This window comes from Rosenbergiella gaditana, from assembly GCF_018494065.1.
Taxonomy (GTDB): domain Bacteria; phylum Pseudomonadota; class Gammaproteobacteria; order Enterobacterales; family Enterobacteriaceae; genus Rosenbergiella; species Rosenbergiella gaditana.
The window spans coordinates 123,549-149,250 of sequence record NZ_JABBFR010000004.1 but is presented as its reverse complement, the minus strand read 5'-3'; the positions used below and the strand labels follow the sequence as shown (position 1 = coordinate 149,250).

The 25,702-nt window shown below is 45.4% G+C and carries 25 protein-coding genes; 10 read left to right on the top strand and 15 right to left on the bottom strand.

Going from position 1 to position 25,702, the window contains the following annotated elements; all coding sequences use genetic code 11:
* Positions 1 to 25 precede the first annotated feature (25 nt).
* The 7 genes from aroB to HH682_RS04675 all read right to left on the bottom strand — a co-directional run bounded on the left by aroB (position 26) and on the right by HH682_RS04675 (position 5,425).
* Positions 26 to 1,105, bottom strand: a complete 1,080-nt coding sequence (gene aroB, locus HH682_RS04705) for a 3-dehydroquinate synthase (protein ID WP_214236490.1) — start codon at positions 1,103 to 1,105, stop codon at positions 26 to 28.
* Positions 1,106 to 1,147: 42 nt separating this feature from the next.
* Positions 1,148 to 1,669, bottom strand: a complete 522-nt coding sequence (aroK, locus tag HH682_RS04700) for a shikimate kinase AroK (protein ID WP_048912898.1) — start codon at positions 1,667 to 1,669, stop codon at positions 1,148 to 1,150.
* Positions 1,670 to 1,999: 330 nt separating this feature from the next.
* On the bottom strand, positions 2,000 to 3,259 hold the full coding sequence (pilQ, locus tag HH682_RS04695; RefSeq protein ID WP_214236459.1) for a type IV pilus secretin PilQ: 1,260 nt from the start codon (positions 3,257 to 3,259) through the stop codon (positions 2,000 to 2,002).
* Positions 3,259 to 3,603 carry a hypothetical protein gene (locus tag HH682_RS04690; protein WP_214236458.1) on the bottom strand — a complete coding sequence of 115 codons (345 nt, stop codon included), beginning with the start codon at positions 3,601 to 3,603 and terminating at the stop codon, positions 3,259 to 3,261. Before HH682_RS04690 ends, pilQ begins: the two co-directional genes overlap by 1 nt.
* Complete coding sequence (locus HH682_RS04685) at positions 3,590 to 4,066, bottom strand: hypothetical protein (protein WP_214236457.1); 477 nt, start codon at positions 4,064 to 4,066, stop codon at positions 3,590 to 3,592. Before HH682_RS04685 ends, HH682_RS04690 begins: the two co-directional genes overlap by 14 nt.
* On the bottom strand, positions 4,056 to 4,610 hold the full coding sequence (locus HH682_RS04680; protein ID WP_214236456.1) for a PilN domain-containing protein: 555 nt from the start codon (positions 4,608 to 4,610) through the stop codon (positions 4,056 to 4,058). The genes HH682_RS04685 and HH682_RS04680 overlap by 11 nt, the downstream gene beginning before the upstream one ends.
* On the bottom strand, positions 4,607 to 5,425 hold the full coding sequence (locus tag HH682_RS04675) for a type IV pilus biogenesis protein PilM (RefSeq protein ID WP_214236455.1): 819 nt from the start codon (positions 5,423 to 5,425) through the stop codon (positions 4,607 to 4,609). The genes HH682_RS04680 and HH682_RS04675 overlap by 4 nt, the downstream gene beginning before the upstream one ends.
* A gap of 117 nt (positions 5,426 to 5,542) precedes the next feature.
* Here HH682_RS04675 and mrcA point away from each other — a divergent pair, with 117 nt between their 5' ends.
* The gene (gene mrcA / locus HH682_RS04670; RefSeq protein WP_214236454.1) at positions 5,543 to 8,086 is read left to right on the top strand and encodes a peptidoglycan glycosyltransferase/peptidoglycan DD-transpeptidase MrcA; all 2,544 of its coding nucleotides are present in this window, start codon (positions 5,543 to 5,545) and stop codon (positions 8,084 to 8,086) included.
* Positions 8,087 to 8,106: 20 nt separating this feature from the next.
* Here the strand turns inward: mrcA and nudE are convergent, their stop codons facing one another.
* Complete coding sequence (gene nudE, locus HH682_RS04665; protein WP_214236453.1) at positions 8,107 to 8,688, bottom strand: ADP compounds hydrolase NudE; 582 nt, start codon at positions 8,686 to 8,688, stop codon at positions 8,107 to 8,109.
* A 269-nt stretch (positions 8,689 to 8,957) separates the two neighbouring features.
* Between nudE and HH682_RS04660 the strand changes: the two genes are divergently transcribed.
* The 4 genes from HH682_RS04660 (at position 8,958) to pckA (ending at position 14,249) form a co-directional block, all read left to right on the top strand.
* On the top strand, positions 8,958 to 11,078 hold the full coding sequence (locus HH682_RS04660) for an IgaA/UmoB family intracellular growth attenuator (protein WP_214236452.1): 2,121 nt from the start codon (positions 8,958 to 8,960) through the stop codon (positions 11,076 to 11,078).
* 57 nt (positions 11,079 to 11,135) lie between these two features.
* Positions 11,136 to 11,546, top strand: a complete 411-nt coding sequence (gene hslR, locus HH682_RS04655) for a ribosome-associated heat shock protein Hsp15 (RefSeq protein ID WP_214236451.1) — start codon at positions 11,136 to 11,138, stop codon at positions 11,544 to 11,546.
* Between the two features lie 21 nt (positions 11,547 to 11,567).
* Positions 11,568 to 12,434, top strand: a complete 867-nt coding sequence (gene hslO / locus HH682_RS04650) for an Hsp33 family molecular chaperone HslO (RefSeq protein WP_214236450.1) — start codon at positions 11,568 to 11,570, stop codon at positions 12,432 to 12,434.
* A 192-nt stretch (positions 12,435 to 12,626) separates the two neighbouring features.
* Entirely contained in the window at positions 12,627 to 14,249 is a 1,623-nt protein-coding gene (gene pckA / locus HH682_RS04645) for a phosphoenolpyruvate carboxykinase (ATP) (protein ID WP_214236449.1), read from the top strand.
* A gap of 41 nt (positions 14,250 to 14,290) precedes the next feature.
* On the opposite strand, the gene envZ is transcribed toward pckA, so the two are convergent.
* On the bottom strand, positions 14,291 to 15,643 hold the full coding sequence (envZ, locus tag HH682_RS04640; RefSeq protein ID WP_214236448.1) for a two-component system sensor histidine kinase EnvZ: 1,353 nt from the start codon (positions 15,641 to 15,643) through the stop codon (positions 14,291 to 14,293).
* Entirely contained in the window at positions 15,640 to 16,359 is a 720-nt protein-coding gene (gene ompR, locus HH682_RS04635) for an osmolarity response regulator transcription factor OmpR (protein WP_048912907.1), read from the bottom strand. Before ompR ends, envZ begins: the two co-directional genes overlap by 4 nt.
* A 161-nt stretch (positions 16,360 to 16,520) precedes the next feature.
* Here ompR and greB point away from each other — a divergent pair, with 161 nt between their 5' ends.
* Together greB and HH682_RS04625 are read left to right on the top strand one after the other, a co-directional pair.
* Entirely contained in the window at positions 16,521 to 17,012 is a 492-nt protein-coding gene (greB, locus tag HH682_RS04630; RefSeq protein WP_214236447.1) for a transcription elongation factor GreB, read from the top strand.
* 82 nt (positions 17,013 to 17,094) lie between these two features.
* A complete protein-coding gene (locus HH682_RS04625; protein WP_214236446.1) occupies positions 17,095 to 19,404 on the top strand; it encodes a Tex family protein in 2,310 nt (769 codons plus the stop codon).
* A gap of 38 nt (positions 19,405 to 19,442) precedes the next feature.
* On the opposite strand, the gene HH682_RS04620 is transcribed toward HH682_RS04625, so the two are convergent.
* Together HH682_RS04620 and bioH are read right to left on the bottom strand one after the other, a co-directional pair.
* Positions 19,443 to 19,742 (bottom strand): putative quinol monooxygenase, encoded by a 300-nt coding sequence (locus HH682_RS04620; protein ID WP_214236445.1) that lies wholly within the window; start codon positions 19,740 to 19,742, stop codon positions 19,443 to 19,445.
* A 72-nt stretch (positions 19,743 to 19,814) separates the two neighbouring features.
* The gene (gene bioH / locus HH682_RS04615; protein ID WP_214236444.1) at positions 19,815 to 20,576 is read right to left on the bottom strand and encodes a pimeloyl-ACP methyl ester esterase BioH; all 762 of its coding nucleotides are present in this window, start codon (positions 20,574 to 20,576) and stop codon (positions 19,815 to 19,817) included.
* Positions 20,577 to 20,638: 62 nt separating this feature from the next.
* Between bioH and HH682_RS04610 the strand changes: the two genes are divergently transcribed.
* Positions 20,639 to 21,289: a phosphoribosyltransferase family protein gene (locus HH682_RS04610; RefSeq protein WP_214236443.1), complete on the top strand. Its 651-nt coding sequence runs from the start codon at positions 20,639 to 20,641 to the stop codon at positions 21,287 to 21,289.
* Between the two features lie 57 nt (positions 21,290 to 21,346).
* Positions 21,347 to 21,922: a Fe-S biogenesis protein NfuA gene (nfuA, locus tag HH682_RS04605; protein ID WP_214236442.1), complete on the top strand. Its 576-nt coding sequence runs from the start codon at positions 21,347 to 21,349 to the stop codon at positions 21,920 to 21,922.
* 33 nt (positions 21,923 to 21,955) lie between these two features.
* Here nfuA and HH682_RS04600 read toward each other — a convergent pair whose 3' ends face one another.
* The 3 genes from HH682_RS04600 to glpE are packed head-to-tail and all read right to left on the bottom strand — an operon-like array spanning position 21,956 to position 23,911.
* Positions 21,956 to 22,714: a DeoR/GlpR family transcriptional regulator gene (locus HH682_RS04600; RefSeq protein WP_214236441.1), complete on the bottom strand. Its 759-nt coding sequence runs from the start codon at positions 22,712 to 22,714 to the stop codon at positions 21,956 to 21,958.
* Positions 22,715 to 22,724: 10 nt separating this feature from the next.
* Positions 22,725 to 23,558, bottom strand: coding sequence for a rhomboid family intramembrane serine protease GlpG (gene glpG / locus HH682_RS04595; protein ID WP_214236440.1), 834 nt, complete (start codon positions 23,556 to 23,558; stop codon positions 22,725 to 22,727).
* 29 nt (positions 23,559 to 23,587) lie between these two features.
* Complete coding sequence (gene glpE, locus HH682_RS04590) at positions 23,588 to 23,911, bottom strand: thiosulfate sulfurtransferase GlpE (protein WP_214236439.1); 324 nt, start codon at positions 23,909 to 23,911, stop codon at positions 23,588 to 23,590.
* Between the two features lie 217 nt (positions 23,912 to 24,128).
* Here glpE and glpD point away from each other — a divergent pair, with 217 nt between their 5' ends.
* On the top strand, positions 24,129 to 25,625 hold the full coding sequence (gene glpD / locus HH682_RS04585) for a glycerol-3-phosphate dehydrogenase (RefSeq protein ID WP_214236438.1): 1,497 nt from the start codon (positions 24,129 to 24,131) through the stop codon (positions 25,623 to 25,625).
* Positions 25,626 to 25,702: the final 77 nt, after the last annotated feature.

Genomic DNA, 25,702 nt, shown 5'->3' with positions numbered 1-25,702 from the left:
ATTATTAGTTATTGTCTTACCTTAGCTAACACTTAGTTATGGCAGCTAAAACAGTATCATGTCCCACTCCAGAACGCACCTCGGCCTTACCTAAATCGGTAGGCAAGACTAAGCGTAGCTCTCCTGATAACACTTTCTTATCCCGCATCATATGAGGTAAGTAGTCTTCGGCCGACATTTGCTGCGGTCCGTTAACCGGCAGTCCAGCACGCAACAATAGCGTGATGAGCCGTTCTGTTAATGAGGCACCGAATGTCCCAAGTTGTTCCGCAGTACGTGCAGCCATGACCATACCTGCCGCTACCGCTTCACCGTGTAACCAATTGCCATATCCCATATGCGCTTCAATAGCGTGTCCAAAAGTATGTCCGAGGTTTAACAGCGCGCGATTACCCTGTTCCCGTTCATCCGCTGCCACGATCTCAGCCTTAAGTTCACAACAACGTCTGATACAATAAGCCAGTGCTTTTTGATCTAAGCGTCGAAGCGCATCGATGTTCTCTTCTAACCATTCAAAAAAGGCATAGTCGAGGATAACACCGTATTTGATCACTTCAGCTAACCCAGAGGATAACTCTCGAGGTGGTAGCGTTGCTAAGCAATCAAGATCAATGACAACCGATGTAGGTTGATAGAATGCGCCAATCATATTTTTCCCTAAGGGATGATTGACGGCCGTCTTACCACCTACCGATGAATCAACTTGAGATAACAGCGTGGTGGGCATTTGTATAAAACGCACACCACGCTGGTAGCTAGCTGCAGCAAAACCTGTCATATCGCCGATCACTCCACCCCCTAACGCAATGAGTGTCGTGTCACGACTATGTGGCTTTTCCAATAACGCAGTAAATACTGTATTGAGTACTGTTAATGACTTGTATTGCTCACCATCAGGTAATACGACGGAGTCAGCGTTGATACCTAATGCAGAAAGTTGCTCTAAAACCGGTTGTAGATAGAGCGGTGCAATAGTTTCATTAGTCACAACCATGACTGATTGATGAGCAGTTAGTGGCCAGTAAGATGCAGATTCACTGAATAAGCCTGCGGCGATCGTGATGGGATAGCTGCGTTCGTCAAGTGAAACCATCATCTTCTGCATCATGTTACTGACCCTCAACTGATTTAACTGCGATATATCAACTTAATTGTTTTCCAACATATGGATGATCTGATTGGCAACCACTTTTGCACTCTGCTCATCGGTGCGGATAGTCACGTCAGCAATCTCTTCATACAGAGGATTGCGCTCACCCGCGAGATCTTCTAAGACATCCCGAGGAGGAGAATCAACTTGTAAAAGAGGACGACGTTTATCACGTTGCGTCCGAGCAAGTTGTTTCTCGATAGTCGTCTCAAGATACACAACGACTCCACGTGCCGATAAGCGGTTACGTGTCTCACGAGATTTAACTGAACCGCCGCCTGTCGCCAAGACAATGCCTTGCTTCTCAGTCAACTCATTGATGATTTTTTCCTCACGATCGCGGAAGCCTTCTTCGCCTTCAACATCGAAGACCCAGCCCACATCAGCCCCGGTACGACGTTCAATCTCTTGATCGGAATCGTAAAATTCCATATTAAGTTGTTGAGCTAACTGACGACCAATAGTGCTTTTGCCGGCACCCATAGGCCCAACCAGAAAGATATTACGTTTCTCTGCCATTTTTATCGGTACTACTAAGAATTCGTTGATGATACCCCGTAGTCACTATAGACAACGAGACAGAAACTGAGACCTCATAAGCATGTAACAAGAGTCAGGTGAAAAATTATCTCAACACTCAAGACCATTTGGCAACCAATTAAATGATTTATCAGTAACCCTTCACCTATTTATACCGTGAAGCGCTCCTGTCAGTCACTCTTATAGTACTATATCCAGACTCATTGAGTGATGATTTATTAAACTCAGTGCTTAAGGTTCTTAAAAATTGATAACCTTTTATGCTAATTAGCGCTTTACGTCAACGGTGAACCTCAATCTATCCTGAATTTACGGAATATTAACTATCGGTAACAGGCGTGGAGTGATAAAAATCACTAACTCTCTTTTTTGACGTTGCTGTGTCTGTTTTTGAAATAATATCCCCAACAGCGGTATCTTCCCTAACCAAGGCACGGTGGCGATTCCATGCTGATGTTGTTGTTGAAAGACCCCGCCTAAAGCAATAGTCGTTCCATTCGCCACCAAGACTTCAGTCGTGATTTCCTGTTTATCAATTGAAGGGGGGCCCTTACCGTCACCCTGCAAAATTTTCCCAGGCACGTCTTGGTTTAGCCTGAGTCGTAAACGAATATATTCTCGTCCAACCCGTTCAGGCGTTACTTCCATCCCCAATACGGCCTCTTTAAAATTTATTACTGGGTTTTCATTTTTACCACTCACCGTTTGATAAGGAATTTCTGTGCCCTGTTTGATTGATGCTGTACGACCTTGAGAGGTCACTAAATGAGGGCTAGCGATGATTTCTAACTGATTTTCTTGTTCCAATGCGGAGAGTTCAAGAAACAATAATTGGCTATCGATTTGAGTTATTGCCGTTTTGACTTGTGATGTCGGTACAGCAACGCCTAATGACGTCGTGAAGTGGTGTCTCGCTACTCGTCCCTCCCCCAGACTTGAAGTATCGTTAAACCATGAAACCCCGAGTTCACGTAAATTGTCTTGGCTAATCGAAATCATTTGAGCCGTAATTTCTATTTGTGGCTGAGGGTGGTCGTGCAACTGAATCCACTGCTCTATCCTCTGTAAGGATTCTGCATCATCCCAAATAATAAGCTGCTGTTGTTCATGGTCCACAAAGCGTTTTCCTTTCCCACCTGCACTTTCGAAAGGTAGTGCTTTTAACTGTTTTTCAAGCTCAGCAGCCTCGATAAACTTTAAGGAGAAAACTCTCTGTTCCATTTTCGTTTTCTGAAGGGAAAAGGTTAACGTTTCACGCCCATCGTCGGGGTCCTTTTGCGCCATCATACGAATCACTAAAATATTGGCGTATTGAACGACCTCTACTTTTGCTAAATCCTTAATAATATCTAACGCATCTTGCCACTCGACATCAATAAGATGCAGAGTTAGAGATTGCTCAATACTAGGGTCCACCACGAGATTGAGGTCTTTTGCTGACGCAAGTAAAGAAAAAATATGCGCTACAGGCGTATTCTCAACATTAATTGATATTCTTGTACTTGCATGGGCGCCACAGGTAAAAATAACCATTAAAGTGAATAAAGAATAGAACCTCGTTACACGCATTATGAAGCTCCTTTAAAATAAAGTGTTATCCGTTTAGATGGGCAAGGCGGTAAAACGCTAATCTCGATATGCGTCAATTGGATCTGTGTCACCCGTCCATTAATAAAAGAAGGCTGTGACCCCAATGCGACTCTCCTAGTCCCCAATAAGGTGTGTGAAATAACGGCTTCACGACTTGAGGTGCTGGTGAGTACTGCGTTTAATTTCCACCCATTTAGTTGCGTTACGAAAGAAGTACATTGAGATAAATCAAATGGTTGAAAAGGATCTTTTCCTACTGCTTGGTTTTTTATTCCCACCATCAAGAGGGCAAGTAAATAAAGAGAGATTTTATTTTTTTTCATAAGTCAGCTTTATTAAAATTGAGCCATTTTGCGCAGAGAGTTGAAGCTGATGAGGCTTTACATTACGGTCCAACTGGATCAAATGTTCCCAAAACTGCAAAAAACTCTGCCAACCCAGGATCAGTGTAGCCTTCTGCTGAGCGTCACTTTCTTGCCAGTTCGAAATAGCTGCTCCATATGACAAGATGAACACCGGAAATGCCTCACTCTGTTTTCTTTCTGAGCGAGCCTGTTGCTGCGATAACAAGTAATAAGGTTTTGTCTGCCGATATGCATCGAGTCGCTGGTTAACTTGGCCGAGTGAGGTTTGTAGTAAAGCTAACTGCCGTTTTTGATGGCTATACACCGGCGATAAAAAATATGATGTTAGAAAAACCCCTAACAGAGCCACTACACCGAGGGTGAGCGCCCACTGAATAAAAATTGGTAAGCAAATGATTTTAAACCATAAATTATCTTCCATTAGTCGCGTGTTCCTCCCCTGCTGAGATTAAAAAACTTACTCTAAATTCGTAATACTCCGCTTTTCTTTTTAAGTCATTAAGGCTTAATGCCGTAACCTGTTTTACGCTTAACAACTGTTGAATAAACTGTTCAATCTCTTCCAACCTCAAGCTTTGCCCGGTAATCATCCAACCTGATTGACCTGCGGTCAGCGTTGTCAGCCAAAAATGTTCAGGTAAACGTTCAGTTAACCATTGGAAAAAAAAACGATAGGTGATCAATTCATCCCGAACCCCTTCAATCCGCTTGCGTTCCAGATCGGCTTGCTCGAGTTGGTGTAATACAGTCTGCTGTTGATGGAGTCGTTGAGATAACTGGGTGACGAGGTGTTGATAGAGATCATTTAGCGTGTCAAGTTCACGGAGACTTTGCTGATAATAGACAACGCCTACACGAGCGAGAACGATTAATAAGATAAGCAGCAAAGCTCCGGTGATGACAATAACAAAACTACGCTGAGACAGTTTTTTTCTCCGCCAGTTAAGTAAGTTAACTCTACTCATAGTTGGTCCGCCTTACGCAAGGCGAGTCCTAAAGCAACGACTAAATCATGGCGCGATGATATCGCTGAGCGCGAATGCCCTATGGATGTTAATAAAGAAAATGATTCCATGTTTTTCTGGTAAGCATCATCCTGTTCTCCAGCATAGAAGTACGATTCGCTATGGATAGTGATTGAGTGGATAACGGATTCAGGAGTAGGAAAATCTTCTTTTAAACATTGCCCGTGATGATAATGTTGATTATGACAAATCGCCCATAACCAAATTTCACGATCCTCAACGATAAGAGCACTACTGCCACTGGGATCAAGCAGCGGATAAAGAGCGGTTGAGGCCAATTCGACTACATCTACGGCCAACCCGACGTCCTGGAATACCGCACAATAGTCATTAAGGACTTTACTCCTCGTCACCGTCACACTGATTTCAGATGATTTATCCGGGCCTAAACAGTAATCCCAGGTTAACTCATGAAGGTGAGAGAATAGTCGCTCAACGGAGAGCTGGACAAAACGCTCTAAAGGTAACCCCTTCAGCGCTGTGCTAGGTAACGAAATTGTTCGGAGCAATACACATTGCACGGGATAGCTCACTCGCAACGAATAACGGTAAGGCAAATGAGTGCGAAGGTTTACCAAAATAGAATGAAATTCTTGGGTATTGACCAATAATCCTGTTGAAGTGAATATCGGTGCGTTTAATGGGAACACCCACCAGCGCTGTAAAGACCACTTATGTTGGCTCCCTTTGACGGCCACAACACTGACTTGAGCCGTATTAATATGAAGACCTATTTGCCATCCTTGGCTAAACATTTTACAACCTCCCGAAGTCGATGAGATATTTTGACGTATCAAAGCAGCGATGATGTCTTTATACTACGGGGCAATTGTTTATAAACTACCCAATATCGTTCGAGTGAGAGAGTTTAGGTGAAGTTCTTAAAGTATTTATTCATATTATTTATTTGCTGCATTTTTCTGGGAGTAGGCTCTATATATGGCTTATATAAATATATTGAACCTCAATTACCCGACGTAAATACCCTTAAAGATGTTAAAATGCAGACCCCGATGCAGGTATACAGCGCAGACGGAGAGTTAATTGCACAATTTGGTGAGAAGCGTCGTATCCCTCTAACATTGCAGCAAATGCCCCCTGATCTTATTCACGCATTTATTGCCACCGAAGATAGCCGCTTTTACGAACACCACGGTGTTGACCCAATTGGGATTTTTCGTGCTGCCTCTATCGCGCTCTTCTCTGGGAGGGCTTCGCAAGGAGCAAGTACGATAACCCAACAGCTAGCGCGTAATTTTTTCCTCTCACCTGAGAAAACATTATTACGTAAAATTAGAGAAGCTTTTCTTGCCATCCGTATTGAACAACTTTTTACCAAAGACCAGATTCTCGATCTTTACTTAAATAAAATTTATCTTGGCTCTCGTGCTTACGGGGTTGGAGCCGCCGCTCACGTCTATTTTGGTAAAGATGTTAATGAGCTCAGTTTAAGCCAGATGGCAATGATTGCCGGATTACCTAAAGCCCCTTCTACCTTTAATCCGCTCTATTCACATACCCGCGCGCGCGCTCGACGCAATGTGGTGTTAGGCCGGATGTTAGATCAAAAGTATATTAGCCAACAGCAATATGAGCAGGCGGTTAATGAGCCGCTAATCTCACAATACCATGGCCCGCAGGTCGCCTTTACGGCTCCCTATATCAGTGAAATGGTGCGTCAAGAGATGGTGAAACGTTATGGTGAAGATGCCTATAACGACGGATACCAAGTCAACACCACTATTACTCGGACGCTACAAGAAGGTGCTCAACAAGCCGTAGTGAATAATGTTTTAAATTATGATATTCGACATGGCTATCGTGGCCCAACAAAATTGCTTTGGAGCGATGGGCAACCTGCTTGGGACGAGAAAAAAATTGATAATACGCTTGCAGATTACCCTACTTACGGACCGCTTATCCCCGCTGTAGTCCAACATGTTGACTGGAATTCAGCACAAGTAAGACTAAAGAATGGTACCGTTCAAACCCTAACCCTCGCGGGTATACGTTGGGCAAGACCGTTTAAAAATGACAATCTGCAGGGGGCAACTCCCCGTTCCGTCAGTCAAGTATTAGCATCAGGACAATTAATTTGGGTCAGAGCGGTAGGACAAGATTGGTGGCTAGCACAAGTACCACAGGTTAACTCGGCACTGGTTTCGCTGGACTCGCATAATGGTGCAATCAAAGCCTTAGTAGGTGGTTTTGACTTCTCTCAGAGTATGTTTAACCGTGCGACTCAGGCATTGCGTCAAGTTGGCTCGAACATCAAACCTTTCCTGTATACCGCGGCGATGGATAAAGGCCTGACGTTAGCCACTATCTTGAATGATTTACCTATCTCTCGTTGGGATGCCGGCGCGGGTTCCGATTGGCGTCCTCATAATTCGCCAAATGTTTATGCGGGACCCATGCGTCTTCGACAAGGACTCGGTCTGTCCAAAAATGTCGTGATGGTACGGGCGATGCGTGCCATGGGCGTTGATTATGCAGCCAAATATCTCTTACGCTTCGGTTTTCCTGAGCAAAACATTATCCATACCGAATCATTAGCCTTGGGGGCCGCCTCATTTACACCGATTCAAGTGGCTAGAGGTTATGCAATATTGACCAATGGTGGCTTCCAAGTAGAACCTTGGTTAATCAGTAAAATTAGCGATCAGCAAGGAAACGTCGTGTTCCAAGAGAATGCTAAGATCGCCTGCCCAGAGTGTAATTCCCTCCCCCTCTTCGCGAACACACCAGATATCGCGCAATTGGATGATGCAAAAATAGAAAACGTGGCACATGCAGAGCAGCCCGTTCCAAACGGTGCACCACAAACAGACTTACAAACAGTGAATAAGGATTCAAATAATGATCCTTATGCCCCTCACGTTATCAGTACGCCGCTCTCCTTTTTAATCAAGAGTGCGATGAATTCAAATATCTTCGGTGAGCCCGGTTGGCAGGGAACTGGGTGGCGAGCAGGGCGTGATTTACACCGTAACGATATTGGCGGAAAAACAGGGACCACTAACAATTCCAGAGACGCATGGTTTTCTGGCTATGGTCCGGGCATCGCCACATCTGTCTGGATTGGTTTTGATAATCCTAGCCATGCCCTAGGCCGCACCACCGCATCGGGGGCGATAGCAGACCAAGTATCAGGCTATGAAGGTGGGGCAAAGAGTGCCCAGCCTGCGTGGGACGACTATATGAAAATAGCGCTACAAGGTGTGCCATTACAACCGTTAACCCCGCCAGAAGGGATCACGACAGTAACGATAGATAGGACAACGGGTAAATTATCACATGGTGGCGGGAATAGCCGCCCTGAATACTTCGTAACCGGTACCGAGCCTAAAGAGTATTCGCCTCAGGAAACCAGCACCACGATAGGTTCGGGCGCAGAGAGCCAAGACTTATTTTGATCATCACTGCGGGCTATGGATTAGCCCGCGTGTTCATTCGAATAAGAAATATGCGACTTTTTCGCTATCCATTCACGTAATAAAAACATTGCACTCATGTTTCTCGCTTCTTGGAATTGTGGATGATTGAGCAGGTCAATCAGCTTAGCCACAGGCCAGCGATGGATAACTAAAGGCTCTGGTTCATCCCCTGTCAGCCATTCAGAATAAAGTTTCTCGGCCACGAGGATGTGCATCCGGCTCGAAAAATAAGAGGGGGCCATAGTGACATGCCCCAGAGCCGTCAGCTGTTCCGCGCCCATCCCCACCTCTTCCTTTAATTCCCTAACCGCCGCCTGCTCAGGGGTTTCACCAGCGTCGATCAATCCTTTGGGAAAGCCTAATTCGTAGCCTTCAATTCCTACGGCGTACTCCTCAATCATCAAGACATTTTCGCCTTCCAGCGCGAGGATCATAACCGCTTCACGCCCCGCAGGTTTCATACGCTCATAAATACGTTCGACACCATTGCTGAAACGAAGCTGAACAGATTGAATAGTAAACAGTCGTGAGCTCGCGACTTCTGAAATACGCAAAATTTGCGGTTTTTTTAGCGCGGACATGGTTTACCTCGTGATGATAATCAGTATGTCGCTATTGAATCATAGCCAGAGAATGGCAACCAGCCCAAATTTGCGGTCTTTTATTCGCAAGATCTCTTTTCAGACTTGTAATAATAAGATTATCCTGATTTATTATTTTAGAGTGCGAGACTAGATTGACACAGGATAACGCCAATTATTTAATTCATTGTCTTACTGATATAGGTATCATTGTACTCGATATATTTTACTGGCCATGAGGCTCACCACTTCTTTGCTCTGGGTAACGCATGAGTGTTTTTATTTTCTTACTACTTGTAATTTTGTTCTGCATACTCTTTGTTTGGACAAAAATACTGCTACCCAAAAAACAGCTCCGCGCCCAACACAAAAAATTAAATGCCATCGATCAACATCAGCTAACGGAAGAAGAACTGAGGCTTTGTTATGCCTATTTAAAACAACGACAGCCCAAACCCACTGGGTTTATTGATCGTTTATTAAAAAAAATTAACCTACCACGCAACGCCTGTACGCTGCGTGATAAATCGGTGTACACGCTCAATCACTCCATTACCCATTACAGTCTGTCAGCCAGCGTTCCAGAACTTAATCGGTATTATCTCGATGCTTTTGAGGTCCACCTTCCCCCCAACGGTCAACCTTTCATCGCCGCAGATAACACTATCGAGCTAGTCTATACCAATCAGTTACCGTTAGTTATTAGCCTCAATGGCCACCGATTACTCCATGACCTCGAGAATACCGGCCCGCAAACTACTTTTTCTGCTATCACTGATACCTCGATTCGTAAAGAGACCAGTGAGCGTGTCGCCATACTCAATGTTCGTCGTCAAACGCATGAGGAATATACCTTAACTCACGCAAATAATATCAGTGAGGCGCTAATACTCTGCTGTGCGCTGTTGCTCATTTTCTGTAGTTTATTGACGCCGTTAAAGTTGATGCCATGGATTTTACTCGCCAGCTTACTGATAATTTTACCCTGTTTATGGTTAATGTACCGCCGCCCCCCACGTAGCCATTTACAAGAAATTAGAACGATGCGTGGCCTGCTAAAACCTTGGGACCTTTTTGGCGAAGCCAACCCTAAACAGCAGAGTCTCTCTTTGGGGATTCTTGACCTCTATTACCCAGAACATTGGTACCCCTATATTCAGCAAGATATCGGTAAAGAAACCGTTATTGAAATTGATGATCAAAACCGTGTGGTACGACACGGTCCGCTGCTCTCGCTCACTAGTGAAGTAAAAAAGTTTCCACTACAAAACTGGCGTCACAATCTGACTTTAGCAGCCGGATCCTTACTGATCCTAATTATGACCACCAGTTGGCTACCTACTGCCGTCTCATTCAAGATTGCTTTAGCGCGACTGCAAGGCGAACAGCGTGTTACTGTGACCGATGTCAAACAGCTGACTCAACATACATTACAGGTTGGCGATGTGATCAATATTAAAGGTACGGGAAGGTGTGTTATTCCCCAAACTTATCAAAGTAACCGAACCTACGATTTTTTACCTTTTGATTGTTCTGCCGTCTATTGGAATAAACAGTTATCCAAGACCTTACCCTCATCCCCAATTATTGAGCAGACTCAAGCGCTACTGGCCACTACCTCGCAACAGCTTGCGCCAGACAATCATTTAAAAGGAATAAACCCACAGCTTGCGTCTGCAATACAGAAATCGGGGATGATATTACTGAATAATTTTTCAGATATCGTTTTAAAAACTGCCCAACTTTGCTCTGCCGAAAATGATTGCCCCCGTTTAAAGAGCGCCTTGGTGAATCTTGAAAATGCTAAAGACTGGCCCCTCTTAGTCGACCAGGCAAAATCAGGGAAACTCGATGGATTAAATGTTCTATTGAGACCTAATAGCGCACAAAACTTAACAAATTTAGTTGATGCCGCGACGACAACCTTTATGAGTAATGAGACCCGTAAAACAATTGCGTTGCTGAGCCATTTACCCAAGAACGGCTACCTCTTTGTTAACGGACAAGGTCAGTTGCTGGTCGATCAAGAGCAACCTGAAACCTCACTTTTCGATTTAGCTCCTGCAGCACAATGGAGAGAATTACAACGTATTTCAGGACAGTTATTAAATACACCTTTTACCTTATCGGGGATAATCACCTCCCTACAATATGATAACCAAGGGACGGTTCATGTTGTTGTACATCAAGAACCTAATACTCATGCGCTGTGGCGTTATGTTGTTACCACACTATTCTTAGCCGGTTTAATCATTCTTGTCGTAGTGAACACGTTCTTGGGTATTCATCGTCTACGCTCTCATTTCACACGTTATGCCCGTATTCAAGAAGACTATAACGCCTCTATAGCGAATACCTCTTCGCTTCTACCCCACCCATTTAAAGAATGATGGTTAAGGTTAAGTCTTGCTGCTAAGCTTATGCTAGTTTGTCTCTAGGAGGCACAGATGCAAACGACCCAAACACATCCTGCACTCGATAAAGTAAGACTCGATAAATGGCTTTGGGCTGCGCGATTTTATAAAACGCGAGCGGTTGCCAGAGAGATGATCGAGGGAGGGAAAGTTCAGTATAATGGCCAACGGAGCAAACCCAGTAAATGGGTGGAACCTGGCGCCCAGGTACAAGTCAGACAGGGTAATGATCTGCGTACCGTCATCGTCGTATCTCTTAGCGAACATCGCCGTAGCGCACCCGAAGCTGAGCGACTCTATCAGGAAACTGAAGAGAGCATTACCAAGCGCGAATCGATCGCACAGGCACGGAAAATGAACGCATTAACGATGCCACATCCCGACCGTCGCCCTGATAAAAAAGAGCGCCGTGATTTAATTAAATTTAAGATAACGGGCGAATAAACACGCCCTAAAGAGAAAATAATGTCCGTTCAAGATCAACTTCACCGTTATTTATTTGCTGATGCCGCCGTTCGTGGCGAACTGGTTAATGTCAGCCATACACTACAAGCTATCCTTGAAGGTCATGACTACCCTGCCGCGGTAAAAAAACTGATGGCAGAGATGTTGGTCACGACAAGCTTAATGACGGCTACGCTAAAATTTGAGGGCGATATCACTGTACAATTACAAGGTGATGGTCCATTAGCAATGGCGGTGATCAATGGTAATGATAAACAAGAGTTACGAGGTGTTGCTCGTGTGCGTGCGGAGATTGATGACAATGCTACGCTCGCTCAAATGCTAGGCCAAGGTTACTTGGTCATCACCATCACCCCCGCTAAAGGTGAACGTTACCAAGGTATTGTTGCGTTAGAAAAACCTACTTTTGCAGAGTGCATCGAAGAGTATTTCTTACGTTCAGAACAGCTACCGACACGGTTAGTCATTCGAAATAATACAAAAGGTGCAGCCGGTATCTTGCTGCAAGTGTTACCTAGCGAGGATAAAGATAGTGAAGCACTTACCCATCTCACAACACTTGCTACAACCGTAACGGAAGAAGAGCTTATAAGCCTACCCGCGAACGATGTTTTGTGGCGCCTATTCCACCAGGAAGAAGTGACTGTTTATGATCCGCAACCGGTACAATTTAAATGTAGTTGCTCTAGACAGCGCTGCGGAGAAGTTTTAAAGACCGTTTCGGTAGAGGAAATTGACGCGATTTTAGCTGAAGACGGAAAAATCGATATGCATTGTGATTACTGCGGTAGCCACTATTTATATGATGCCGTAGATGTTGCCAATATTCGTAATGATGTACCGTTAAGTAATGCCTCAATTCATTAGTGAGGTTGCAGCGGGGTTTATCCCCGCTTGCTTTAGCTAGCTTCGCGAGAATGTTTCTCTTTTTTAAGTAGTAATTTAACTCTGCTCACACTTTAGTCCCTCTCTGCTTTCCCCCCCGACGATTCAGGGTACACTTTTCTGACATTGACGTATTTTTGCTAAGCCACTTTTTTATCGAAGGAGTTGCGATTCATGTCAGCTACACCCCCGCTTCCAGATCTGAGTACTATCGGGATCACTGGTTCTACCGAAATTGTCCATAACCCCACATATGAACAGCTTTTTACCGAAGAAACATCACCAGACCTCGTTGGCTTTGAAAGAGGAGTTGTAACACAATCTGGTGCTGTGGCGGTCGATACAGGAATTTTCACGGGACGTTCGCCTAAAGATAAATATATCGTCCGTGATGCAACCACCGAGCAGACAGTATGGTGGAACGACACCAGTGCCGCCAAAAATGCTAACCAACCTCTCTCCCCACAAATTTGGGATCACTTAAAAGGGCTGTTATGTGAACAGCTTTCAGAAAAGCGATTATTTGTCGTTGATGCCTTTTGTGGCGCCAATCCAGAAACACGGTTGAGTGTTAGGTTCGTTACAGAAGTTGCTTGGCAGGCCCATTTCGTTACCAATATGTTTATCGTCCCGAGTGCTGAAGAGTTGGCTGTCTTTGAACCAAATTTCGTCGTCCTGAACGGTTCAAAATGCCATAACCCTTTGTGGCGTGAACAGGGGCTTAACTCGGAAAACTTTGTTGCCTTCAATCTCACTGAACGCATGCAGCTTATCGGTGGTACGTGGTATGGCGGTGAAATGAAGAAAGGCATGTTTTCAGTCATGAACTATTTATTGCCTCTACAGAATATTGCGTCAATGCACTGTTCTGCCAACGTGGGTAAAGAGGGGGATGTGGCGGTGTTCTTTGGCTTGTCGGGTACAGGGAAAACCACCCTATCCACCGATCCCCTACGCCAGCTAATTGGTGATGATGAGCATGGATGGGACGATGATGGCGTTTTCAATTTCGAGGGAGGGTGCTACGCAAAAACGATTAACCTTTCTGAAACCGCTGAACCTGAAATTTATAAAGCAATCCGTCGTAATGCATTACTTGAAAATGTTGTCGTTAATAGTGATGGCAGCGTTGATTTCAATGATGACAGTAAGACCGAGAATACCCGTGTTTCTTACCCGATTAACCATATTGATAATATTGTCCGCCCCATCTCGAAAGCTGGGCACGCTAAAAAAGTGATCTTCTTAACAGCGGACGCATTTGGTATCTTCCCACCAGTATCGCGATTAACCTCTGAGCAGACTCAATATCATTTTTTATCGGGTTTTACGGCAAAATTGGCTGGTACAGAGCGTGGCATAAAACAGCCAACCCCGACTTTCTCCGCCTGTTTTGGGGCCGTTTTCTTGACGCTACACCCGACACGTTATGCCGAAGTTTTAGTAAAACGGATGCAGGCCAGTGGGGCGAAAGCTTACTTAGTGAATACTGGATGGAATGGACAAGGAAAGCGCCTTTCATTAAAAGACACGCGCCAATTAATTAATGCCATTTTACATGATGAACTCGATCACGCTGAATGCCACACCCTTCCTCTCTTTAACTTACAATTCCCCAAACATATCCAAGGCATCGATCCGGCCATTCTCGATCCAAGATCCAGTTGGAACAACTCACTCGAATGGGAATCCAAAGCAGAAGAACTGGCACGGCAATTTATCAACCATTTTACGCCTTATACTGATACTGAAGCAGGTAAAGCTTTAGTCAGCGCTGGGCCGCAACTTAACTCGTGACCGTCCTCTCACCACCCACTGAGTAGGTGGTGAGAGGGGCATTAAGCGCTCTCACTTACCGCTGGTTGTTTGCTGGAAGGTAAAGGCAGCCATGCTCTAATCTTAAGGCCGCCTTTTTCACTCGTATCAAAACTAAGCTCTCCCTGATGCGCATCAATAATTCGCTGCACTATCGCCAACCCTAATCCCGTACCGCTAGTCGTTCTGGCACTATCTCCCCTTACGAAGGGTTGTAAAAGATGTGCGATCTGCTCTTTATCGATACCTGGGCCATCATCTTCGACTTGGAACCAAGCACGATCAAGCTCACGCCCGCTGCTCACTCGAATCCAACCATTTCCATAACGGGCAGCATTGACAACCATATTAGCCACGGCTCGTTTAATGCCAAGTGGATTAATATCAAGTAATAGCTCGTTACTCATTACTTGATTATCGATTTCTCGTTCGTAACCACTTTCCGCCGCAACCACTTCACCCAATACAGTATTGAGATCAACTCGCTCTTTTTGAATTTCTTGGCCCGTACGTAGATAGTCAATAAACTGTTCTATTATGGCATTACACTCTTCAATATCTTTATTAATAGAATCAGCAAGATATTGTTCATCTGCACCAATCATCTCCGTCGCTAAGCGAATTCGGGTTAAGGGGGTACGCAGATCATGACTCACTCCGGCCATCAACAGGGTCCGGTCATCCGATAGTTGCTTAACACCCGAGGCCATTTGATTGAAGGCTCTCGTTACCGATCGGACTTCTGATGCGCCATATTCTCTCAGTGGTGGCGGGATTTGGCCTCTACCTACCTGTAAAGCCGCATGTTCAAGCGCCACGAGTGGGCGGTTCTGCATGCGAATGAATAACCAAGCGCCCACTATAGCCAATAACATAATCATTAAGGTATAACGGAATAGCGGTGAAAAGTCGCCCTGATGAATTTCGGTAAGCGGGACTCTGACCCAGATATCCGGGGATAGCCAAGTCTTTAACCACACCACAGGGGTTTTCTTATTCACTTCAACACGAACATCAGTCGGACCACCGAGCTGGTGTGCCATCTGTTCGCTTAAAAACTTGTAATGTTGCGCCCAACGTAACCCGCTTTCTTCTGCGGCAGAGTTAGTATAGAGCGAAATCCCTAACTCACGATAGATTTCCCGCCTAAAGGCCGGAGGTACCTCTAGCTGAGTACCGTCTTCAAGCTGAAGCTTGTCAGTCATTAGCATTCTAACTTCATAAGCCAGAACCTTATTAAACTGCTGTAAGCTGGGTAAGATCGCAAAGTTAAGGACCACTAGATAAGTGGTCACCAAACTCACAAAGAGAAGTGAAACAATCAGTAGCAACATCCGCGCAAAGGAGCTGCGCGGGGAGAAGCGAAATTTCTTCATGCTTTACTGCCATCGGGAACAAAGACATAGCCTAGGCCCCAGACCGTTTGAATATAACGGGGGTGAGCCGGATCTTCTTCAACCATTCTTCTTAGTCGTGAAATCTGCACATCAATGGAACGTTCCATGGCACTGTATTCACGCCCCCTCGCTAAATTCATAAGTTTATCACGAGAGAGCGGCTCACGAGGATGACTGACTAATGCCTTAAGTACTGCAAATTCACCACTGGTCAGTGGCATAGGCTCGTCTTCACGAAACATTTCGCGCGTACCCAGATTAAGCTTAAACTTACCAAAGGTGATCACTGCCTCTTCTTGAGACGGTGCGCCAGGCAGCTCATTCGCTTGACGACGTAAGACTGCGCGGATACGTGCCAGTAATTCACGTGGATTAAACGGCTTAGGAATATAATCATCGGCACCGATTTCTAACCCAACAATCCTATCGACTTCTTCGCCCTTTGCCGTAACCATAATAATCGGCATTGGGTTACTCTGGCTACGCAAGCGACGGCAGATTGATAGTCCGTCCTCCCCAGGTAACATCAAGTCGAGTACCATCAGATGAAAAGATTCACGGGTTAACAAACGGTCCATTTGTTCGGCGTTCGCTACGCTGCGCACTTGGAAACCTTGCTCAGTGAGATACCTTTCAAGCAATGCCCGTAAACGCATATCGTCATCGACAACTAAAACTTTGTAATTTTCCTGCATTCTAATGACTCCCAAAGGCATTATCGCCAGCTATGCTATTTTTAAAAATAATGCTTACAGTGACAAATTTTATTGGTTTATATTCTTACTGAAATTGTTACAAAGCATATTTAACAGTACGTTAAGTAAAGATCTAACTATAGGTGATAGAGGACAATAATGTGAAAACCCAACTTATCACTCGTGAAGGCTACAACAAGTTAAAACAAGAGCTCGACCAACTCTGGCGAGAAGAGCGTCCTGAAGTAACGAAAAAAGTGACTTGGGCTGCCAGTTTGGGCGATCGCAGTGAAAATGCTGATTACCAATATAACAAAAAGCGTTTAAGAGAGATTGATCGCCGAGTCCGTTATCTACGTAAGAGCCTTGAATCGTTACGTATTGTGGACTATTCCCCTCAACAAGAGGGTAAAATTTTCTTTGGTGCACAAGTGGAAATTGAAAATGATGACGGGGAAATCCTCGCCTTTCGGATTGTTGGTTACGACGAGATCTTTGGTCGTAATGACTATATCTCGATCGACTCGCCCATGGCTAGAGCATTGCTGAAAAAAGAAGTTGGCGATAGCGCTACCGTCCAGACACCATCAGGACCAGCCGTATGGTACGTCAATGATATCCGTTATCTCGGCCCACCTCAGGAAAATCCTTAATCTGATCACCTAGACTGGAAATTCAAAGAGCATCTCCGTATAACTGTCAGAAAATTTACCTCCTTAAAAGCTACGAGCCACAATGAAAAAGCCGCTAAGTCAGATCATTGCTAACGAACTTCAGGTCCGCATCGAACAAGTTGATGCCACGATAAAACTTTTTGACGAAGGTAACACTGTCCCTTTTGTTGCCCGCTACCGTAAGGAAGTTACTGGTGGGCTGGATGATACCCAACTTCGTCAATTAGAAACACGTTTGACCTACCTACGGGAACTTGATGAGCGTCGACGTACTATCCTTAACTCCATTTCAGAACAAGGAAAGTTAACCGACGAACTCGCCCAGTCTATCGAATCCGTGTTAAGTAAAACTGAACTTGAAGATCTCTATTTGCCTTATAAACCTAAGCGTCGTACTCGTGGGCAAATCGCGATCGAAGCGGGTCTTCAGCCCTTGGCGGATAAGTTGTGGACATCCCCTCAGCTCGATCCTGAAGCGACTGCAGCCGAGTTTGTTAACGCCGATACCGGTATTGCCGATACGCGTGGCGCATTAGATGGCGCTCGCTATATTTTGATGGAGAGATTTGCTGAAGATGCCTCTTTGCTCGCTAAAGTACGGCAATACCTTTGGAAAAATGCGCATCTAGTCTCAAAAGTGGCAGTAGGAAAAGAAGCTGAAGGGGCAAAATTTCGCGATTACTTCGATCATCATGAACTCCTTGCTACAACGCCTTCCCACCGAGCGCTCGCAATGCTTCGAGGTCGTAATGAAGGTATTCTACAGCTGTCACTGAATCCTGATCCTCATAGCGAGGAGACCCCGAAAGAGAGTTACGGCGAAACGTTAATCAGCGAACACCTTCAAGTCCGCATCGCCAGTGCGCCAAGTGATACCTGGCGTAAGTCAGTGATTAGTTGGACATGGAAAATAAAAGTGCTATTGCACTTAGAAACGGAACTGATGGGATCGCTACGTGAACAGGCCGAACTCGAAGCGATTGATGTCTTCGCACGTAATCTTAATGCACTGTTGATGGCCGCCCCTGCGGGGATGCGTGCGACTATGGGGCTTGATCCAGGATTACGAACCGGCGTAAAAGTGGCAGTGGTGGATGCTACAGGTAAATTAGTCACGACCGACACCGTTTATCCTCATACCGGTCAAGCCGCTAAAGCTGCTACGGCGGTAGCGATGCTCTGCCAACGGCATAACGTCGAATTAGTAGCGATCGGTAACGGTACCGGCTCACGGGAAACTGAGCGCTTCTTTGTTGAACTCAAAAAACAGTTCCCCGATGTTAAAGCCGAGAAAGTGATCGTCAGTGAAGCCGGAGCATCCGTCTATTCAGCCTCTGAACGTGCAGCGCTAGAATTTCCAAGCCTAGATGTTTCACTACGGGGTGCAGTCTCCATTGCACGAAGACTTCAAGATCCTCTGGCAGAATTAGTGAAAATCGATCCTAAATCTATCGGTGTCGGCCAATATCAACATGACGTTAGCCAGACCCAATTAGCCAAGAAACTGGATACGGTGGTCGAAGACTGTGTTAACGCCGTTGGTGTCGACCTTAATACCGCTTCGGTCCCTCTGTTGACTCGCGTCGCCGGTTTGAGCAGTATGATCGCACAAAATATTGTTCAATGGCGCGATGATAACGGTCGTTTTATGAACCGAAAGCAGCTCCTCAAAGTTGCTCGACTCGGTCCCAAGGCCTTTGAGCAGTGTGCTGGGTTTTTAAGGATTAACCAAGGTGATAACCCCTTAGATGCTTCGACGGTACACCCTGAAGCTTATCCTGTGGTTGAGCGGATCATTGCGCAAACTCATGAGCAACTCGCATCACTGATGGGTAACAGTACTGCTATTCGTGCCTTATCCGCCTCACAGTTCACTGACGAGCGATTTGGGCTACCAACAGTCACCGATATTCTCAAAGAACTTGAGAAGCCGGGTCGCGACCCCCGTCCGGAATTCAAGACAGCTACCTTTGCGGAAGGCATTGAAACGATGGATGACCTCACTCCAGGCTTAATTCTAGAGGGAACTGTCACCAACGTTACTAATTTCGGGGCATTTGTTGATATAGGTGTCCATCAAGACGGATTAGTCCATATCTCTTCATTAGCTAACCGCTTTGTCAGCGATCCACACGAGGTGATTAAAACGGGCGAAATCGTCAAAGTAAAGGTACTCGAAGTCGATAATGGGAGAAAGCGTATCGCATTAACCATGCGCCTCGATGAACAACCGGGTGAAACACAATCCCGCCGTAGCGCAGCCCCTGAGAAAGCTTCACCTAAGCAAGCTCGCCAACCAACAAAGCAAATCTCAACGCAAGGTAACAGCGCGATGGGCGATGCACTCGCTGCGGCGTTTAAGAAAAAGTAGCCGTATATCAATCCTGCCTTCGGGCAGGATTGATACTTTTACAACCTACCAAGCGTTTTCGTTACCACGACTTCAAGTTCAGCGAATCCATCAATCTCAGCGAGAAGCTTTTTAAACGCAGGTTGCTGCATATGCGTATCAAGCGCTTCTTGACTGCTCCAGCATTCCAACATGACATAACGTCGCGGTTGCTGAGTATCCTGAGTTAACACGTATGATTGACAACCTGCCTCAGCTTGTACCGCCTGCTCTGCCGCTTTGAGCGCACGTTCAACAACCCCTTCATTCCCAGGTTTTGCCGTAATGTAAGCAATAACATTGATTAATGGTTGCATCATTTTCCCCTCATTTGATTCTTAGTCGCCGCGATACTGCAAAAGAGTACTCTTTAACTCTAGTGGGCGATTATGCTAATAGGTAAATTTAATAATTGCCTCGCAAAATTCGTCAGGATGAGAAATGAATGGTGCATGGGCTGCGTGTTCAATCACCGCAGATTGACTGGCTGGCCACAATCTATCCGTCAGGGGAATACTTCTTCGAGGCACTAGGCTATCCAACGCTCCGTAAATTCGTAGTGTTGGCGCTTCTATCGCACAGAGTTTTTCACGTAAATCATCGTACTGTAGGATCTTGAGCCCCTGATTTAATACGGCTAATGAGGCTTGAGGCTGATTGATAATCGCCTGCTTTAGTATTTTTGTATTCAGCGAGGCATTCGCGGTGCCCAAACTTTGTAAGGCGATAAATCGCTCAATAGTTCGGCGAAAATCGGTCGCTAATTGTGTTTGAAAATTATCTAGGACTTGTGGCGTTATCCCAGGCCACTGATCCCTTTCGCTAAAACAGGGAGAAGAGGCAACAAAAATGAGCTGCTTGACCTTATCTTTGAAGTCGATCGCTAATTGCGCAGCAACCAATCCTCCTAGTGACCAGCCGAGTACAACACTTTGCGAAGGGATATGCGGTGCAATATTGCTGGCCATCGCGTCGAGACTCAATGTGCCATAAGGTTGGCTTCGACCATACCCGGGTAAGTCGATTACCGTAATTGAAAAATGAGCGCTGAGCGGCGTTAAAATGAAATCCCACACTTGTGAATTCAATCCCCATCCGTGTAGTAGCACAAGTGATCGATCGCCCTGTCCATAGTGTTGTTTAAATATGGTCATATTCTCTATTCTCTTGGAGGTATAGCCCTATGTTAACAATCAAAAGCAGGTGTTGGATATGTATGCTGCCCGTTTGGTATGCATCAGTCGGTATTTGCCACTGGTGCGAACAAAAGTTATCTCTCGATCAGCCTCGTTGCTTGAGCTGTGCCTTACCTACTGATACCGTAAGTCACTCCTGCGCCGCCTGCCAACAACAGCCCATACTTTGGCAGGGTACGATCACGGCAGCTGATTATCTTCCGCCACTCAGCAAATTACTTCATCAATTCAAATTTTCTTCACATACAGCACTTGCCGCCATGCTTTCAAGGCTGATTTTGCTAAACTATCTTCGTTACCGACGGCATTATCAGTGGCAGAAACCCGATACTGTCGTCGCCGTTCCATTACATCCTAAGCGTTATCAACAGCGAGGCTTTAACCAAAGCGATCTTCTCGCAAGACCTCTCGCTCGTTGGTTGGCTTGTCAATATTGGCCTAATGCCATACGTTGTACGAAATTAACGGCGACGCAACATACTCTCGATAGGGCAAGCCGTCAAAGTAACCTTGGCCAAGTGTATGACGCCACAACTAATCTATGTGGCAAACACGTTGCCATCGTTGATGATGTGGTCACGACAGGTGCGACGGCTAGAGAAATCGTCAAGCTTTTACAGCTACAGCAGGTCGCTAGCGTACAGGTGTGGTGCCTGTGCCGTACCTTGTAGAGTGGCAGTGATACGCGTAAGATGACTTTTAACATAGATAACATTGAGCGATGTCTTATGATCCATATAACCGATACAGCCCAACAACATTTTGCGAAATTGCTCACTAAGCAAGAGCCAGGGACTCAGATCCGTGTCTTCGTCATTAACCCTGGTACCCCTACCGCTGAGTGTGGTGTCTCTTATTGCCCACCGGATGCAGTGGAAAGCACCGACACTGAATTAAAATATGAGTATCTCACCGCCTATGTCGATGAGCTAAGCGCACCCTATTTGGATGAAGCGGAGATTGATTTTGTCACTGATAATCTCGGTTCTCAGCTTACATTAAAAGCACCTAACGCTAAGATGCGTAAAGTGTCAGATGATGCGCCATTAATTGAACGCGTTGAATACCAATTACAAGCCCAAATTAACCCGCAGCTGGCGAGTCATGGCGGTAAAGTGTCCCTAATGGAAATTACGCCAGAAGGCTACGCAATCTTGCAGTTTGGTGGTGGATGTAATGGCTGTTCGATGGTTGATGTCACCCTGAAAGAAGGGATTGAGAAAGAGCTATTGGCGACTTTCCCTGAGCTAAAAGGTGTACGTGATTTAACCGAGCACCAGCGTGGCGAACACTCCTATTACTAAGCGTAAATTCTGCCCGGTTGTCGGGCAGAATCATTAGCATATTTCAATCTTAACCGCATGTTGAGAAAGTAAATGCAGAATAGGTTCTGGCGGTAATTTATCCGTAAAGAGTGAATCTAACATTTCCATTCCCCCTAAACTTACCATGGCTTTACGACCAAACTTAGATCCATCGGTTACCAACATGACGCAGCGTGAATTTTCAATAATGGCACGTTTGGTACGGACTTCGTGATAATCAAACTCTAGCATCGTACCTGCTTCATCAATTCCGCTAATACCAATCACTCCAAAATCGAGTCGAAATTGCGAAATAAAATCCATGGTAGCTTCACCAATAATCCCACCGTCACTGGCGCGTAGCGTCCCTCCGGCAATAATGACGCGAAAGTCTGTCTTCGCCATCATTAGTTGAGCAACGTTTAGGTTATTGGTCACAATTTGTAAATTATGGTGGCCCATTAATGCATGAGCCACAGCTTCTGGTGTGGTGCCTATATCAATAAAAAGTGTTGAGCCATCCGGGATTTGCTGGGCAACTTTCATCGCAATACGTGTTTTCGCGCTGGAGTGCATCATCTTACGATCGTGCCAATCCGTATTTTCAGCGCTGGAAGGTAGCGCAGCGCCACCATGATGCCGCTGAATCAGGTTTTTCTCAGCTAACTCATTGAGATCGCGACGGATCGTCTGCGGTGTCACTGAAAAAAACTCGACCAACTCTTCAGTACTGACATACCCTTGGCGTTTGACGAGTTCAACAATAGCATCGTGTCTCTGCGTCTGTTTCATTTAAAGTCCTTCACTTACGCCTTTTCAGAGCCGCTTGGCTATCGACGAAAGCCATCGCTAACCCAATTACTAATCCAATAATATAGGCCATATTGCTCATTGGAGCACCGAAAATACCGTAGTAACCAGCCGCTAACCAGAGTAACGCAAACACAATCAGGCCACGTTCTAAATAGATACCACTGTCGGTATCACGCTCACCTCGTAGCCAGCTGTACCCCATGAGGGCATAAACCACCCCTGACAGGCCACCAAACCAAATACCGCTGAACTTAGCCTGCATCCAGCCAGATAATAACGCTGAGATAACAGTAATCACAAACAGCTTACCGCTCCCCAGACGTTTCTCAATCACTCCACCTAAATACCACCACCACATCAAATTAAAGACAATCTGTAATAGACTGAAGTGGATAAAGATATGGCTCACCCAACGCCAAACTTGAAGTCCTTGCTCATTATTAGCGGGCCAACTCAGCCAATAGAAAAGTGGCTGTTCCCCAACAAACATCAATAATAAGTAAGTAATGACAACTAACGCCATTACCGTCAAAGTCAGAGGCCCCGCGCGATCTTTGATATTTCGCCATAACTCAGCTTTAGGGTAACCAAGACGCGTCCCCGCTCGACCACTCTGCCAACTCGCCGCAAGATAACGCGGGTTGGAGGGGTCGCGGATAAATAGCTGTAGTGCAGCGTTAACGTCGTCCAATTTTTGCTCGTCTTCGAGGAATAAGACATAATTCTGCTGTTGTTCAATATGTAATGTAATGCCTTGCGTAGCCATGTAATCAACAAATGCATAGGCCATACGCGGGTTGGTGAATTCTGTGACTCGAAGCATATCGTCCTCAGTACCTTGTTTAATGGGGATTAGATCTCTTTAATCACTTGATCTGGGAAACGTGCATACCATGCATCAAACCCACCATCCACACTATAAACTTGGTCAAATCCTTGGTTAATCAAATATTGTGCCGCACCTTTACTGCTATTCCCGTGATAACAAAGAACCAGCACAGGTTGGTCATAATCACTTTCTTCAACAAATTGATTCAACGAACCGTTTGTTAGATGAAATGCCCCGCGAATATGAGCATGTTCAAAACTTTGAGGATCACGAATATCAACCAGACGCGCCCCTTCTTGTAAGTGCTTTTCTGCGGTCAGTACATCAATGCATTCGTAAGTATCCATAACTGTTCTCAAAATTATTGCAGGTCTCTTATATTGTACCTGTAATTTCGCCTCGATTAACCCTCTACGCTGAGCTATTCAGTCTCCGCCCAACTTAAATGTTATTTCTGTCACGCTAATATGTTTTTTACGGTTAAATATTGGCAAATATGTTTGGTTTCGATTACTATATTTTCGAAAACGAACATTATTGATAGCCAATAAGCGAGGAGTGCACGTGGAAACCAAAGACCTGATTGTGATCGGAGGCGGTATTAATGGGGCTGGCATCGCGGTCGATGCAGCAGGCCGCGGATTATCTGTGTTGCTGCTCGAAGCGAAAGACTTTGCCTGCGCAACCTCCTCTGCAAGTTCAAAACTCATTCACGGTGGTTTACGCTATTTAGAACATTATGAATTCCGCTTGGTTAGTGAAGCCTTGGCTGAACGGGAAGTATTATTAAAAATGGCACCGCAACTCGCCTTCCCTATGCGCTTTCGCTTACCCCACCAGCCTCATCTCCGTCCAGCATGGATGATCCGTGTAGGGCTGTTTATGTACGATCATCTAGGTAAACGCACGAGCTTACCTGCCAGCAAAAGTCTAAAATTTGGTGCGCAATCAGCACTAAAATCCGATATTACTAAAGGCTTCGAATACTCGGATTGCTGGGTCGATGATGCGCGTATGGTAGTGGTTAACGCCCAAGAGGTCGTTGAAAAAGGCGGCGAAGTTCGCACCCGTACGCGAGTGACTCGTGCTTGGCGTGAAAATGGCTTATGGCAAGTTGAAGCCGAAAACGTCGATACGGGTGAAGTCCTGCGTTGGCAGGCAAAAGGCCTAGTCAATGCGGCGGGGCCATGGGTTAAAGATATTTTCGACAACCAATTAGCAATCAAATCCCCTTATGGTATCCGACTCATTAAAGGTAGCCATATCGTCGTCCCTAAAGTCCATGACGAGAAACAAGCTTATATTCTTCAAAATGAAGATAATCGCATCGTATTTATCATCCCGTGGATGGATGAGTTCTCAATCATTGGGACTACCGATGTTGAGTATAAAGGCGATCCGTTGGCGGTTAAGATCGATGAGAAAGAGACGGCTTACCTGCTCAAAGTCTATAACCAATACTTTAAACGTCCGTTGAGTACAGAGGATATTGTCTGGAGCTATTCTGGTGTCCGTCCTTTATGTGACGATGAATCAGATTCTCCTCAAGCAATAACCCGTGACTACACCTTAGATGTTCACGATGAACAAGGTAAAGCTCCACTTCTTTCAGTATTTGGTGGAAAGCTGACAACCTACCGCAAATTAGCAGAACATGCTTTAGAAAAATTAGCCAAATATTACCCAAATATCGGGCCAGCGTGGACAAAAGAGTGCGTATTACCGGGAGGTCATTTTACGGGGACTCGCGAGGAATTTACGCAGAATCTACGTAAGCGCTATCCGTTTATGGGTACAGAAATGTCTCGCCACTACGCAAGAACCTACGGCAGCGATACCGATAAGTTACTTGATGGCATCACAAGCTTAGAGCAACTGGGCCATCATTTCGGCCACGACTTTTACGAAAAAGAACTTCGCTATTTAGTCGATAATGAATGGGTGCGTACGGCTGAAGATGCACTTTGGCGTAGAACGAAACAAGGTATGTGGCTCTCACAAGAACAACAAGAAGATGTGTCACGTTGGTTAGCACAGTATCTCTCTTCATCCGTGAAGTAAGCCTATACCTTCGGCCTTTACTGGCTATTAAAAAAATTGGGTAAGTGAAGTGACCCCCGATAGTTGGACAACCAATT